Genomic DNA, 15017 nt, shown 5'->3' on the forward strand with positions numbered 1-15017 from the left:
AGGCCTTACAGCGAGGCCTCGTTGAGTTCGGCCAGCGTGATGACACCGTCGTCGATCGCTCGGGTGACCAGTTCGCTCTTGGTGCGGGCGGCCCGCCCGACGTTGGCGTACTTCACCCGCACCCGGGCGACGTGGGTGTCGACGGTCTTGACGGTGATGTGGAGTTTCGCGGCGACGAGTTCCTTGGAAGAGGAGGCGAACCATGCTCGCAAGACCTCGGTCTCCCGTGGGGACAGGCGCGGCCGGTCCGGGGTGTCGTCGGCGAGGAGCGCGCCGGACAGCGACGGCGCGGTGTACGCCCGGCCCTCGGCCGCGGCCCTGATGGCGGGCACGAGGTGCTCCGGCCCTTCGCGCTTGGTCAGGTACGCGAGCGCGCCGAGGTCGATGCACTTGATCGCGGTGGCGTTGTCGGCGTGCTGGGAGTACACGACCACGCGTCGTCCGCTGTCGACCAGGCGGCGGAGCTCGCCGAAGTCCGGTTTGCGGGGCACCAGTTCCAGGTCGAAGATCACCACGTCGGCCTCGGCGCCCGGACCGGTCCACACCTCGGCGAGCCGGTCACCGGCGTCGATGAGGCCGATGGGCGGGTCGGCTTGCTCGCACCAGTACCGCACGCCCGCCGCGATCGCCGCATGATCGTCCACGATCACCGCCGTGATCAGCTCGGCTGCCATTGGGCCTCCATCCAGACCGTCCCGTCGCTGCCGAAGGTCTCGACCCGCACGTCCGGTGTCGCCGGCGTCGGCACGGTCAGCTCGTCGCAGTCCGCGACCACGCTGACCGACACCAGGTCGGTGCTGCCGACCACGGTGACCCGCGCCCACGAACCGGCCGTCGCGAGTGCGGTGAGTGCGGCGTCGGTGAGGTCGCGCCGGACGGCCACCGGTGGCACGGGCCACTGGCCACGCGCGTCCAGCTCGACCTCCAGCCCCTTGCGGTCGGCGACGTCCACGCAGTGGCGCAGCTCGTGCAGCAGCGGGTTCTCGACGGTGTCCGTCTCCGCGAACAGCCGGCGCATCCGGGCCGCCTCGATCGCACAACTTCGCTGCACCGCAGGGTCCGACGGCGCGAGCGAACCGTCGGCGAGTCCGGCCAGCAGCGGCACAGTCGTGCCGGCGAGTTCGGTGAACCGCTGCGTGCGGCGGCGGTGCGCGGCGACCGCGACGGCCTCCGCGGTGCTCACCCGTTCGAGCTCCCGGGTGGCCCTGGACGCCTCCGCGGCGATCCGGCCCAGCACGGCCGCCACCACGGCCACGCACAGCGGGAGGCCGAACACGGTCACCGAACCGGTGGCGAACCGAGCCAGCGTGCCCCGGCTCACCTCGTGGAACAGCAGCAGGTTCGCCAGCGCGAGCAGTTCGTGCGTCACCAGGAATGCCATCGACGTCCTGAACGGACGATCGAGCAGGACCGCCACGCCGACCCAGCCGGCCGCCCCGAACAACCAGTCCACGGTGGTCGACGTCCTGCCGTCCGGCAGGGTCAGGTATGACAGCGCGGACGCGGCGAGCACAACGGCGATGGCCGGCCGGCGCAGGAGCCCCCACGGTCGCCGCCGCACGACCAGCACCGCTTCGGTGGCCAGCACCGCGGTCAGCGCCACGAACGCGCCGACCTGGGCCGCCGGCACGTCGTGGGAGTCCAGGTGCCGCAACAGGTTGATCAGGCCCAGCACGTCCACGGTCAGCACGGCCATGAGCAGCGTGGCGATCCGCAGCCCGCGCTGTAGCTGCGCCCGGGTCTCGTCGTCGTCACTCACCGTCGGCCCGCCATTCCAACCGCACTACCGTGCCCGTCCCTTCGGCGGAGGTGATCGTGGCCGTGCCGCCGATCCGCTCCATCCGGCCGTGCACGGACTCCCGCAACCCGCGGCGGGAAACGCCGGTCGCGCCATCGACGGCGAATCCCTTTCCCTCGTCGACGATCTCGACTCGCAGCGCGCTCGTATCGCCGTGCAGCCGGACTGTCGCGCGGTCCGTTCCGGCGTGGCGGCGAACGTTGTTGAGCGCCTCCTGAACCGCGCCGGCGATCGCACTGGCCACGTCGAACGGCAACGGCAGCCGCGACGAACCCTCGATCACGACGGTCAGATGACCGGCGTCGAGGTCGGCACGCAGCAGAGTGACGAGATCGGCCTGCGAAGGTGTCTCCTCGCCCGCGGAAGAACGCAGCCGGGCCAGGTCACGCCGCGCCTGCGGAGCCAGCCAACCCGCACCCGGCGGCACCTGCCCGGTACCGACCATCAGCAGCGTGGTGGCCGCGGTGTCGTGCAGCGAGTTCGCGAGCTCACGCTCCTCCGACCGCACGGCCGCCGCCACCGCCGACTCCCGTCGTACCCTCATCGCCTCGGCAGCCATGCGGTCGGCGCGCTCGGCCGCGCGTGTGACGAGCACCCATGCCGCCCTGGACATGGCGGCCATCGCGAGCATCCACGCCTGCACCGCGTTCACGGGCAGACCGGCCGCGGTGAAGATGGCGATCATGCCCCCACCGGCCACCAGCGCGGCGACAGCGCCGGTCACCGGCGTGGTGTGCCACTGCCAGGTAATGCACGCGAAGGTCACCAGGAGCCGGAGCCACCCGAAGTTGGTCACCGCCACCGCGTCGGTCCAGTACACGCTCAGGCACAAACCCAGCAGGACCGCCACATCGACGGCGACCGGGACGGCACCGCCCCGGTGCAGCCACCACCCGAACGCGCACGTCCAGACCACGGCGGCGGCAACGACCAGCGCCGTGCCCGCGAACCCCTCGGACGAGGTTCTGAGCAGGGCAATCGCCGCGATGGGCGGTAGGATCGCGAGGCGCACGGCGACGGCGTAGCGGCGGCCGAACCTCCCCAACAACCGCACGGCTTCGCCCGTCACCCGTCACCTCTCGGTCCGCGATTCGGTCGAACGTGCGGCAACACGCCAGTCTAGTCCACTATGGACCAGACAACGCGGCCGCACCAGGCCGGGCGTATTATGATCCACAGATGGTCACCATCGCCGACGTCGCACGGGCGGCCGGGGTCTCGCCCAGCACCGTATCGTACGTGCTGTCCGGGAAGCGCTCGATCTCGGAGACGACCCGGCGACGGGTGCACCACAGCATCCGCAAGCTCGGTTACCGCCCGAACGCGGGCGCGCGGGCCCTGGCGAGCAGCCGCACGAACGTGCTCGCCCTCGTCGTGCCGATGCGCACCGACCTGAACGTCCCGGTGGTCATGCAGTTCGTCACGGCCACCGTCGCCGAGGCCCGCTCCTACGACCACGACGTGCTGTTGCTGACCGCCGACGAAGGCGCGGAGGGCCTGCACCGCGTCGCCGCCTCCGCGCTCGCCGACGCGATCATCGTGATGGACGTCGAAGCGGCCGAACCCCGCGTGCCGGTGCTGCGGTCACTGGCCCGGCCGGCGGTGCTGATCGGCGTGCCGGACGACTCGCAGGGCCTGACCTGCGTCGATCTCGACTTCACCGCGGCCGGGTCGGACTGCGTCAGCCACCTGGCCGACCTCGGCCACCGGGACATCGCCCTCATCGGCCCCTCCCCCGCCGTCTACGAGCGCGGCACGAGCTACGCGGGCCGGTTCCTGCGCGGGTTCGAGCAGACCGCCGCGAGCCGTGGCGTCGAGGCCGTCACGCTGGCGTGCGTCCCGACCTACGACGGCCTGCGGGAACTCCTGGACGGCCTGCTCGCCCGACCCCACCCGGTCACCGGTCTGGTGGTCCACAACGAGGCCATTCTCGGCCCGCTGCTGTCCGAACTGGCCAAGCGGGGCAGGCAGGTGCCCCGGGACATGTCCGTGCTGGCGGTCTGCCCGCCCGACGTCGCCGAGGCGCAGGCCGTGCCGTTGTCCTCGGTCGACCTCCCGGCCACCGAACTCGGTCGGCTGGCCGTCGAGTTGACGATGCGCCAACTCGACGGCCTGGCCGAGCCCGAGGTCCGGCTGCTGCCGCCGCGGCTAACCGCCCGCGGCAGCACCGGTCCGGTGGGTGCCTAGGGTCACCAGGCTCACCGGTCCCGGATCACCCTGCGCCGTCTCGGTCGCGATCACGGCGAAGGTGAGCGTGTTGTGGTCGCGCAGCACACCGTTCGGGAGCACGAACTCCCGCTGGGGCCGACGCCGTTGAGGTACTGCCGTTGCCTGAAGGTTGGTTTCACGGTCAATATGTAGGGCCGGCTGTCACCAACGCCATGACGCGCAACAGCCACAGCCTCACCGGATTCCTCGCAGGGCCACGGCTGCCCCCGAGGCGTCGACCACCACTCCATCAGGGTGCGAGCCGAGCGCGCCACCGTCCACGGCGTCCACCGCCCGAGTGCCGACGAGCAGCAGCCGCCACTGTGACGGCGCGCCCTCGGCCTCCACCCGGATCTCGTCACCCTGCCGGTGGGTGCGGAACGTCGTGTCGCCGACCACCGTCACGTGGTCGCCGTCGGCCAGTTCGTACGCGTGCAGCGTGACGCCCTCGGCGTAGTCGTAGTCCGGCCGGTCGTCCACCGCGCCCACGGGCAGGATCGTGTTCGGCCGCACCAGCACCGGCGCGGTGAGGAAGTCGCAGCGGTCCCGCACCCAGCGCGGGCCCTGCACGGTCTCGCCGGTGAGGAAGTGCGTCCAACGGCCCTCGGGGACGTAGTACGAGACGTCGCCGTCGTCGGAGAACACCGGCGCCACCAGCAGGTCGTCACCGAGCATGTACTGGCGTTCGAGGTGAGCGCAACCGGGGTCGTCCGGGAACTCCACCACCATCGCCCGCATCATCGGGACACCCTCGGTGCTCGCTTGCCGCGCCGCCTGGTCCAGGTACGGCATCAGCCGGAGCTTCAGCTTGGTGAACCGCCGCAGCACGTCCACGGACTCCTCGTCGAACAGCCACGGCACCCGGTACGACGCGCTGCCGTGCAACCTGCTGTGCGAGGACAGCAGCCCGAACGCGATCCACCGCTTGAACACCGCCGCCGTCGGCGTGCCCTCGAAGCCGCCGATGTCGTGGCTCCAGTAGCCGAAACCGGACAGGCCCAGCGACAGCCCGCCCCGCAGGCTCTCCGCCATCGACTCGTAGGTGGCCTCGCAGTCGCCGCCCCAGTGCACCGGGAACTGCTGTCCCCCCGCCGTGGCGGACCGCGCGAACACCACCGCCTCGCCCTCGCCGCGCCGCTCGCGCAGCAGGTCGAACACGGTCTTGTTGTACAGGTGGGTGTAGTAGTTGTGCATCCGCTCCGGGTCGGAGCCGTCGTGGTAGACGACGTCGGTCGGCACGCGCTCGCCGAAGTCGGTCTTGAAGCAGTCCACGCCCTGCTCCAGCAGAGCGTCCAGCTTGGACGCGTACCACGCGCGGGCGGCCGGGTTGGTGAAGTCCACCAGCGCCATGCCCGGCTGCCACAGGTCCCACTGCCACACGTCGCCGTTCGGCCTGCGCAGCAGGTAGCCGTTCGCCTTGCCCTCGGCGAACATCGGCGACCGCTGCGCGATGTACGGGTTGATCCACAACGAGATGTGCAACCCTCGGGCGCGCAGTCGTTCGAGCATGCCGGCCGGGTCGGGGAACGTGCGCGGGTCCCACTCGAAGTCGCACCAGTGCTGTTCGCGCATCCAGAAGCAGTCGAAGTGGAACACGCTCAACGGCAGGTCCCGTTCCAGCATCCCGTCGATGAACCCGGACACCGTCTGCTCGTCGTAGTCCGTGGTGAACGACGTGGACAGCCACAGCCCGAACGACCAGGCGGGCGGCAACGCGGGCCGCCCGGTGAGCGCGGTGTACTTGCGCAGGATCTCCCTCGGCGTGGGGCCGTAGATCAGGAAGTACTCCAGCGACTGGCCCTCCACGCTGAACTGGACCTTCGACACCGCCTCCGAGCCCACCTCGAACGAGACGTGCCCGGGGTGGTTGACGAAGATCCCGTACCCGGCGTTGGTCAGGAAGAACGGGACGTTCTTGTACGCCTGCTCGCTGCTGGTGCCGCCATCGGCGTTCCAGATATCCACGGTCTGGCCGTTCTTGACCAGCGGCCCGAACCGCTCGCCCAACCCGTAGACCGCGTCACCGACACCCAGGACCAGCTGCTCGCGGACGTGGTGCACACCGTCCAGGGTCATGAACCCGATGCCCTTGGTGCCGCTGCTGGTCAACGTGCGACCGTCGGCGGTGAAGTCCACCCGCCACTGTTCGCCCCGGTGCACCCGCACCGACAACGCGCCCGCGGTCATCACCACCCCGCCGACGTCGTCCACCACCTTGGCCTCGTGCGCGCCATCCGTGGTCAGGGCGAACGCCGGTTCCTTGGGCGTCTCCCCGGAGAAGTGCGTGATCTTCACACCGATCACGTCGGCCATCGGCGAGGTGAGGCCCAGGGTGACCACGGGTCCCTTGAGCGTGTCGCCGCGGTGCCGGATCGGACGGGTCGACGCGTGCACGACGACCTCCCCGGCACCCGTTGTGACATCGTGCACCTCGATCGGGTACGCGGCCTCGACCCCGGCCCGAAGCAGCCAATAACCGTCGCTGAACTTCACTTCACCGCTCCTGCCGTGATGCCGCGCGTCAACGCGCGTTGAAAGATGAGGAAGAAGACGATGGCCGGGATGACCCCGAGCAACGCCGAGGCGCTGGTCATGGTGGCGTCCATCATCCGCTGGCCCTGGAGCACACCCAGCGCCACCGGCACCGTCTGGTTCTCGTTGGAGATCAGCAGCACCAGCGGGAGGAAGAACTCGTTCCAGGTCCAGATGAAGAAGAACACGAACAGCACACCCAGAGTGGGCCTGCTGATCGGCACCACGATCCGCACCAGTGTCTGCCACTTGTTCGCACCGTCGATGCGGGCGGCCTCCAGCAGTTCACGCGGGAAGCCGCCAAGCGTCGAAGTGAGCAGGTAGGTGCCGAAGGCAGCCTGGATCACCGTGAAGATGATGATCACGGCCAGCTTCGTGTCATACAGCCCGACCTCGTTGGCCAGGAAGTACAGCGGGTAGACCAGCGCCTCCTGCGGCAGGGTGTTCGCGATCAGGAACACCACCAGGATCCACAGCCGGCCGCGCACCCGACCGATGCCCAGCGCGTAGGCGTTGAACACCGACACGACCACCGCGAGCACGGCCACCGACCCGCTGATCACCACGCTGTTCCACAGCTTCTCGCCGAAGTCGACGCGTTCCCAGAACGCGATGATGCCGTCCAGCGACACCCCGTCCGGCAGGTCGAGCGGACCGCCGGTGGAGTACTCCACCGGCGTCTTCACCGCGTTGAGCGCGACGATGACGAACGGCACCAGCATCGCCGCGGCCAGCAGGATCATCGACCACAGCACCGCGTGCCGCCGCATCAGCGCTCACCCCGGTTCTGCACGCGCAGGAACACGGTGGCGAGGACCAGGATCAGCACGGTGAGCACGGTCGCGATCGCCGCGCCGTAGCCGACCTGCGTCTTCTCGAAGAAGTTCTGGAACGAGTAGTAGGACGGCACGTTCGTCGAGCCGCCCGGCCCGCCCCTGGTCAGCACGTAGATCGGCGCGAACACCTTGAGCGCCGCGATGGTGCAGGTCAGCAGCACGACGAAGATCTCCGGCCGGATCTGCGGCACGGTGACGTGCCAGAACCGGCCCCACCAGGACGCGCCGTCCAACTCTGCGGCCTCGTGCAGCGACGGGTCGACCCGCTGCATCCCAGCCATGAAGATGACCACCGGGTAGCCGACCTGGACCCACAGCATCACCCCCATCACTGTCCACAGCGCCAAGTCGGGATCGCCCAGCCAGTTCTGCGCCAGCGAGTCCAGCCCGACCGCCCGCAGCACCTCGTTCAACGCGCCGCCCTGCGGGGCCAGGATCCAGCTCCACACGATCCCGGCCACCGCGATCGGCAGCACCTGCGGCAGGTAGATGCACGCCCGCAGCACAGCGGCGTGCCTGGACCCGAAGTGCTTGCCGACGAAGTCGAACAGGGCCGCGGCGATGACGAGGCCCGCCAGGGTCGGCAGGACCGCCATCGCCACCACCAGGCCCACGTTGTGCCGGAACGACGCCCAGAACGTGGCGTCCGACATCAACCGGACGTAGTTGTCCAACCCGATCCACTCGGGCGCGCCCGCGCCCGACCACTCGGTGAAGCTGATGCCGACGTTCATCCCGAACGGCACCAGGATCACCGCGAGCAGCAGCAGTCCGCCGGGGACGAGGAACCACAGGTACGATCCGCGATCGCGGATCGGGCTCCGGACCACGCTCATTTGCCGACGCTCGCCAGGTTTTCCTTGTAGTAGTCCGACAACTCGGTCAACACCTCGTGCGGCCCGGCCTGCCCGGTGATCAGCTTCTGCACGGCCGACACCTGCACGTCGTAGAATCCGGGCACGGGCCAGTCCGGGTAGAACGCCAGCCGGTCGTCGTCGCTCAGCTCCTTGAAGTCCTCGTTCAAGCGCAGCGTGGCCGGATCGGTCGCCGGGGTGTCGCTCGGGGCGACCGCCACGCCGCCCGCGTCGCGCAGCTTGTCCTGGATCGGCTGGGTCATGGTGATCTCGATGAAGTCGTAGGCGAGCTGCTTGTTCTTCGACCCCTTCGGCACCACCCACATGTTGCCGCTGGACCCGGCCGTCATGCCCGGCCACGGCACGGAACCCCACTGGAAGTCCTTGACCTGGGACTGCACCCGGCCGTACCACCAGCTGCCGCTGATCATGATCGGGTGCTTGCCCTGCATGAACGCGACACCCATGTCCTCGGCCTTCACGCCGGCCGAGTCCTTGCTGATGTAGCCCTCGCGCAGCCACTTGGCGAACGTCTCCGCGCCGTACACCCACGCGTTGTCGTGGAAGTTCACGTCGCCCGTGTACCGCTGGTACCGGTCCACCCAGTCGCGGTCGGCCTTGGTGAGCGCCAGCTGGTACAGGATCTGCTGAGCCGGGTACTCCGCGCCGCCCAACGCCAGCGGGGTGATCCCGGCGGCGACGAACTTCGTCATCGCGGCCGTCAGCTCGTCCAGCGTCTTGGGCTCGGCCAAGCCCTGCTGGTCGAACATGGTCTTGTTGTAGTAGACCATCACGTACTCGGCGTAGTTGGGGATGCCGTACCACTTGCCCGACCCCATCACGCCGCGCTCGTCGTACTTGGCCGTGGTCTCGATGCCCGGCCCGAGCTTCTTGTCCCAGCCGCGCTTCGCCACCTCGTCGCTGATGTCGGTCAGCAGGCCTTGCTTGGACAGCAGACCGGCGGTCGCATTGCCCTTCGTGTACTCCAGGATGTCCGGCGCGTCTTTGGAGTTGAGTACCATGGACGCCGTTTTCTGGATCTGCTCGAAGCCCTTCTCCTCGAACTGCACCTTCACCCCGGGGTGGGAGGCCTCGAACTGCTTGATCGCCTCCGCCCACGCCACGCCCATGGCGCTGTCCGGACCTTCGAAGTGCCACAGCTTGAGGGTGTTGGGGTCGGAGGCCTCCTCCGAACCCCCGCAGCCGGCCACGGCCAGCACGGCCGCGACCGCGGCCGCCAGGAGTCGCTTGGACATCAGGATGATCCCCCCACGGTGAGATTGTCGATCCGGGCCTTCCCCGTGAAGACCAGGTACACGTCCTGTCGGCCGGTCGCGTTGCGCAACGGCGTCGAGACCGACGTCCAGGAGTACTTGTCGGCCGTGGTCGGCACGGCGAGCGTGCCCACCAGTCGGCCGGTAGGACCGCCGAGGCGCACCTCGACGGTCGTCGGCGCGTCCGCGTTCGCCACGCGCGCCGACAGTGATCGGGCGGACCGGCCGAGGTTCACGTCCTTGAAGGCGATCCACTGGCCGGCTGCCGTTGCGCCGACGGCGGTGCCGCGTTCCTTGGTGGTGTCCACCAGCGTCACGCCGGAGTAGTCGTCGAAGTTCTGCGCCTGTGTGGGTTTGCGCAGGTCGCGCGGCGGGATCGTCTCGCCGCGCACGGTGATCGCGCGGGTCAGCCCGCCGACGACCAGGTCGTGCGGCGCGGTCTCCACCACCCGCTTCTCGCGGGTCACGTCCCAGAACGACAGATCGGCCGCGCGGACGGTGAGTTCTACCGTCCTGGTCTCGCCGGGCCGCAGCTCCACGCGTTCGAAGGCACGCAGCTGCCTGACCGGCTGCGGCACCCGCGATTGCTTCTGCCGCGAGAACAGCTGGACCACCTCGGCACCGGCCCGATCGCCGGTGTTGGTCACGTCCACCCGGACCTTCACCTGGCCGGAGGCGTCGACGACGGTCCGGTCCAGCCGCAACTTCGAGTAGCGGAACGACGTGTAGCTCAGCCCGTACCCGAACGGGTACAGCGGCTTACCGCGGAAGTACTGGTAGGTGTGCCCTGACTTGGAGATGTCGTACTGGAGCATGTCCGGCAGGTCCGCGTCGGACCGGTACCACGTCTGGGTCAGCTTGCCGCTGGGGTTGTGGTCGCCGAACAGCACGTCGGCGATCGCGTGCCCGGTCTCCTGGCCCGCATGCGTGGTCCAGAGGATCGCGGGCAGGTCCGCGGTGTCCCAGTCGCCCGAGTACGGGTAGCTGCTCTCCAGCACGACGATCGTGCGCGGGTTGGCCTTGCGCACCGCGTCGATCACGGCCCGCTGGCCTGCGGGGAGCACGGTGGTGTTGCGGTCGTCGTCCTCACGGCCGTTGATGAACGGCATACTGCCGACCACCACGACCGCGGCGTCGGCGCCCTTGGCCGCCGCCACGGCGCTGTCGACACCGCTGCGCACGACCTCGCGCCCGAACTTCGTCGCGGCCTCCGGCGTCTCGGCGCCCACGGTGAGCCGACCGTCCGCGCCCACGACCACGTACCTGTTCGGGCCGAACCACGACTGCGTGATCTCGTTGCCGGCGTACTCCAGCACGTACGAGCCGTCGGCCTGGGCCACGAGCTTGAACTGCTGCTGGACGAACCAGCCGTTGGGCTGCACCGCGTTGTTGACCAGGCTGCGCCCGTCACCCAGGGACACGGTCTTGCCGTTGGACGCCGCACGGAGCGTGATGGTGTCCTCGCCCCAGTCGAACACGTCCAGCCCGCTCGCGCCGGTCGGCGTCGCCTCGGTGGCGGTCAGCGCCGCGCCGGATTCCGAAGCGGACGCCGTGACGTAGTTGCCGGTGGCCAGGTTCTTCAGCCTGATCCGGTCCACGCCTTCGCTGGACGTGACCTCGGCGCGTTCCGCCAGACCTTTCACCGGGGTGATCCGGTAGGGCATGGTGCCGGAGTACCAGTCCTCGTACAGCGTGTCGGCGAGCTGGCCGACGACCGCGACCTTCTTCGTGTCCGCGGTGGACAGCGGCAGGGTGTTGTTGTCGTTGCGCAGCAGCACGACCTGCTCGGCGGCGGCCTGTCGGGCGAGCTGCCGGTGTTCCGGCGAATCGATGACGTCCGGTGTGATGGCCGCATACGGGTTGCGGCCGGGCGGGTCGAACTCGCCGAGCCGGAACCGGATCGACAGCACGTGCCGCGCGGCCTCCTCGACCTCCGCCACGGACAGCAACCCCTGGCTGATCGCGGTCTTGATCGCCGTCGTGGTCAGGGCCGAGTTCTGGTCGTTCTCGGTGAAGCTGTCCAGCCCCGCCCGGACGGCCGCCGCGTTCCCCTCCGCCCTGGTGGCGTAGTACCGCTGCGAGCCGGTGAGGTTCGACGCGCCCCCGGCGTCACCGACGATCAGCAGGTCCTCGTCGGTCCACGAGCGCACCACGTCGTCCAGCTCGGGACCCACGTGCGTCGGGCGGCCGTTGACCAGGTTGTACGAGGCCATCACGCCGGTCGCGGCGTTCGCCGAGATGGCCGGCTTGAACGCGGCCTCGTCGTAGTCCTTGAGGATGCGCGGCGGGACGATCGAGTCGACGGTGGTGCGGCGGTTCTCCACGTTGTAGGCCACGTAGTGCTTCAACGTCGGCGCGGCCTGGAGGTAGTCGGGGTGATCGCCCTGCACGCCCTGGCCGAACGCGGTGGAGATCCGGCCGGTCAGGTACGGGTCCTCCGAGTAGCCCTCCTCGTTGCGGCCCCACCGGGGATCGCGCAACAGGTTCACCACCGGCGCCCACAGGTTCAGGCCGTTGAACGCCGGGTTGCGCGCGTGGAAGCCGCGCGCCTCCCGGCCGGTCACGGCGCCGATCCGTTCGACGAGTTCGGGGTTCCACGTGTTCGCCAGCCCGAGCGCCTGCGGGAAGACCGTCGACTCGCCGAGCCACGCGACGCCGTGCAGCGCCTCCGTGCCGGTCTTGAACGCGCCGATACCGAGTCTCGGGATCGCGGGTTGGTACTGGTGCAGCAGCGACACCTTCTCGTCGACCGTCAGCCTGCCGAGCAGGTCGGCGATCCGGGTGGCGCGCGGCAGGTCCGGGTCGCGGAACGGGAACTCGTCGGCGTGCGCGGGCAGCGGGGCCAGTACCAGGAATGCGACCAGTGCCAACAGCACCGATCGTCGGACTTTCGACACGGACGTTCCCCCTTCGTTTCGGGGCAGCGTGGAACTCCCTCGTCATCGAAGCGCTTCGACTAGGCACCGTAGAGGCCGACCCTCGGCGGGCGCAACAGGCCGGCCGAGTGAACGTTGTTAACGCTAATTAACTTGACACGGGGATATTGACAGGGCCGCGGCGAACGGGCTACGAATATGCCCCCGCCGTGTTAACGCCCTGTTTCGCAGAACGCCGAATGTTAACGCTAACAATCCCTAGAACCCCTACCGACCCGGGGGGCCGCCTTGCGCACCCGCACCTTGCTCGCCGTCGTGACCAGCCTGGTCGTCGCCGCGTTCGGCCTCGCCGGGCCCGTACCGGCCGCCCTCGCGGCCGGACCCGTGCCGCACTACCTGATGACCGCGTTCACGAACAGCAGTGAGTCGAACATGTACGTGTACGACTCGACGAACGGGACGAACTTCGACCTCGTCCGGTCCAACGCCTACACGCCGCCGTCCGGCCTGATCCGCGACCCCAGCGTCATGCGGCACACCGACGGCTACTACTACATCGTGTACACCACGAACTGGACCGGCGACACGATCGGCTTCGCGCGCAGCGCCGACTACACGACGTGGACGTTCCTGCGCAACGTCACGGTCGGCCTCAACGGCGCCACCGGCAGCACGTGGGCACCGGAGTGGTTCAAGGACTCCGACGGCAGCGTGCACGTGATCTTCTCGGCCTCCACGGCCGGCACCGCGGGCCAGTTCCGGCCGTACCGGATCACCGCCACCAACACCGCGCTGTCCGCGTGGACCTCGCCGACGGCGTTGGGCATCCCGGCGAACTACATCGACAGCTTCGTCATCAAGGTCGGCAGCACCTACCACAACTTCCTCAAGAACGAGACGACGAAGTACATCGAGCACGCCACCGCGACGTCGTTGAACGGCCCGTGGACGTTCGTCGGCACCGGCAACTGGGCGGGTTGGGGTTCCGGCCTCGAAGGCCCGGCCCTGGTGCAGCTGCCCAACGGCTCGTGGCGGATCTACTTCGACCAGTACGGCGCCAGGCGCTACTACTACGCCGACAGCTCGAACCTGAGCACGTTCGGCGCCAAGGTGGAACTGCCCGGCCTGTCCGGCACCGCGCGGCACTTCACCGTGCTGCGGGAGAACGTCGGCGACAGCACGGCCGTGGCGACCGGCAACCGTTCCCTGCGATCGGCCAACGCCACCGACCGGTACCTGAGGCACCGCAACAACGTGGCCTACGTGGACCCGCTCAGCTCGTCGAGCGCGCTCACCGACCGGCGTGACGCGACGTTCAACATCGTCGCGGGCTTGGCGAACAGCAACTGCTACTCGTTCCAGTCGGTCAACTTCCCCGGCTACTACCTGCGGCACAACAACATGCGCCTGCTGTTGAACAACAACGACGGGTCGGCGGTGTTCCGCGCGGACGCGACGTTCTGCGGGCGGGCCGGTCTGGCGGGCAACGGCACGACGTCGTTCGAGTCGTTCAACTTCCCCGGCCGCTACCTGCGCCACTACAGCTACGAAATGCGGCTCGACCTGCGCGCGTCCGACTCGGTGTTCGCCGGGGACGCCTCGTTCACAGTGACCTCGCCGCTCGCCTGACCTTCGATGGAGTTGCAACCGATGAACAACGTAGTTCCCCGGTGGATCGTGCGCAGGTTGGCGGTGGTGGCGGTGGTGGCCATGACCGTGGTGGCCGGACTGGTGGTGACGCCTGCGGCGCAGGCGTCACCCGCCGTGCAGTACACCAACCCGTTGGCCGAGCAGCGCGCCGATCCGCACATCTTCAAGCACACCGACGGCTTCTACTACTTCACCGCGACCGCGCCGGAGTACGACCGGATCATCCTGCGCCGCGCCACTACCATCCAGGGCCTGGCCAGCGCGCCGGAAACGGTGATCTGGCGCAAGCACACCACCGGTGAGATGGGCGCGCACATCTGGGCGCCGGAGATCCACTTCATCAACGGCAAGTGGTACGTCTACTTCGCCGCCGGCCGCGCCGACGACATCTGGAAGATCCGGATGTACGTGCTGGAGACCTCCAACGCCAACCCGCTCAGCGGCGGGTGGGTCGAACGCGGCCGGATCTCGACCCCGTTGGACACGTTCTCGTTGGACGCCACGACGTTCGTCGCCAACGGTGTGCGGTACCTGTCGTGGGCCCAGAACGACCCCGCGGTCGGCACGGGCACCAACCTGTACCTGGCCCGCATGGGCTCCACGCCGTGGACGATCACCGGCACGGTGGCCCGGATCTCGGTGCCCACCTACAGCTGGGAGACCGTCGGCCACCGGGTCAACGAAGGGCCGTCGGTGATCGAGCGCAACGGCCGGCTGTTCATGACCTACTCGGCCAGCGCCACCGACGCGAACTACTGCCTCGGCATGCTGACCGCGTCCTCGACGGCGAACCTGCTCAGTGCGTCTTCGTGGAGCAAGACCGCCACCCCGGTGTTCGCGAGCAACACCTCGACCGGTCAGTACGGTCCGGGCCACAACTCGTTCACCGTCTCCGAGGACGGCCAGAGCGACATCCTGGTCTACCACGACCGCAACTACCGCGACATCTCCGGTGACCCGCTCAACGACCCCAACCGCCGCACCCGCGT

Annotated in this window: 11 protein-coding genes; 3 read left to right on the forward strand and 8 right to left on the reverse strand. The window is 69.0% G+C overall.

Annotation, left to right across the window (positions count from 1 at the left end):
* Positions 1-5 precede the first annotated feature (5 nt).
* From ALI22I_RS14225 to ALI22I_RS14235, 3 genes are read right to left on the reverse strand one after another with little or no spacing between them, the layout of a single operon-like run.
* Positions 6-674 carry a response regulator gene (locus tag ALI22I_RS14225; protein WP_077005955.1) on the reverse strand — a complete coding sequence of 223 codons (669 nt, stop codon included), beginning with the start codon at positions 672-674 and terminating at the stop codon, positions 6-8.
* On the reverse strand, positions 659-1759 hold the full coding sequence (locus tag ALI22I_RS14230) for a hypothetical protein (protein ID WP_077005956.1): 1101 nt from the start codon (positions 1757-1759) through the stop codon (positions 659-661). The genes ALI22I_RS14225 and ALI22I_RS14230 overlap by 16 nt, the downstream gene beginning before the upstream one ends.
* Complete coding sequence (locus tag ALI22I_RS14235; RefSeq protein WP_077005957.1) at positions 1752-2867, reverse strand: sensor histidine kinase; 1116 nt, start codon at positions 2865-2867, stop codon at positions 1752-1754. Before ALI22I_RS14235 ends, ALI22I_RS14230 begins: the two co-directional genes overlap by 8 nt.
* Positions 2868-2977: 110 nt before the next feature.
* On the opposite strand from ALI22I_RS14235, the gene ALI22I_RS14240 reads away from it, so the two are divergent.
* Positions 2978-3985: a LacI family DNA-binding transcriptional regulator gene (locus ALI22I_RS14240; RefSeq protein ID WP_077005958.1), complete on the forward strand. Its 1008-nt coding sequence runs from the start codon at positions 2978-2980 to the stop codon at positions 3983-3985.
* A gap of 216 nt (positions 3986-4201) precedes the next feature.
* Here ALI22I_RS14240 and yicI read toward each other — a convergent pair whose 3' ends face one another.
* Genes yicI through ALI22I_RS14265 form a run of 5 tightly spaced genes read right to left on the reverse strand, consistent with a single transcriptional unit; the run spans position 4202 to position 12378 of the window.
* Positions 4202-6499, reverse strand: coding sequence for an alpha-xylosidase (yicI, locus tag ALI22I_RS14245; RefSeq protein WP_077005959.1), 2298 nt, complete (start codon positions 6497-6499; stop codon positions 4202-4204).
* Entirely contained in the window at positions 6496-7308 is an 813-nt protein-coding gene (locus ALI22I_RS14250; protein WP_077005960.1) for a carbohydrate ABC transporter permease, read from the reverse strand. Before ALI22I_RS14250 ends, yicI begins: the two co-directional genes overlap by 4 nt.
* On the reverse strand, positions 7308-8210 hold the full coding sequence (locus ALI22I_RS14255) for a carbohydrate ABC transporter permease (RefSeq protein ID WP_077005961.1): 903 nt from the start codon (positions 8208-8210) through the stop codon (positions 7308-7310). Before ALI22I_RS14255 ends, ALI22I_RS14250 begins: the two co-directional genes overlap by 1 nt.
* Positions 8207-9484, reverse strand: coding sequence for an ABC transporter substrate-binding protein (locus tag ALI22I_RS14260; protein ID WP_077005962.1), 1278 nt, complete (start codon positions 9482-9484; stop codon positions 8207-8209). Before ALI22I_RS14260 ends, ALI22I_RS14255 begins: the two co-directional genes overlap by 4 nt.
* Positions 9484-12378 (reverse strand): glycoside hydrolase family 3 protein, encoded by a 2895-nt coding sequence (locus ALI22I_RS14265; RefSeq protein WP_238598352.1) that lies wholly within the window; start codon positions 12376-12378, stop codon positions 9484-9486. Before ALI22I_RS14265 ends, ALI22I_RS14260 begins: the two co-directional genes overlap by 1 nt.
* A 288-nt stretch (positions 12379-12666) precedes the next feature.
* Here ALI22I_RS14265 and ALI22I_RS14270 point away from each other — a divergent pair, with 288 nt between their 5' ends.
* Together ALI22I_RS14270 and ALI22I_RS14275 are read left to right on the forward strand one after the other, a co-directional pair.
* The gene (locus ALI22I_RS14270) at positions 12667-14007 is read left to right on the forward strand and encodes a glycoside hydrolase family 43 protein (RefSeq protein WP_077005964.1); all 1341 of its coding nucleotides are present in this window, start codon (positions 12667-12669) and stop codon (positions 14005-14007) included.
* A 21-nt stretch (positions 14008-14028) separates the two neighbouring features.
* A partial coding sequence (locus ALI22I_RS14275; protein ID WP_179118229.1) for a glycoside hydrolase family 43 protein occupies positions 14029-15017 on the forward strand: 989 nt, incomplete at its 3' end.

Origin of the sequence: Saccharothrix sp. ALI-22-I (assembly GCF_001984175.1) — a bacterium.
Classification (GTDB): Bacteria; Actinomycetota; Actinomycetes; order Mycobacteriales; family Pseudonocardiaceae; genus Actinosynnema.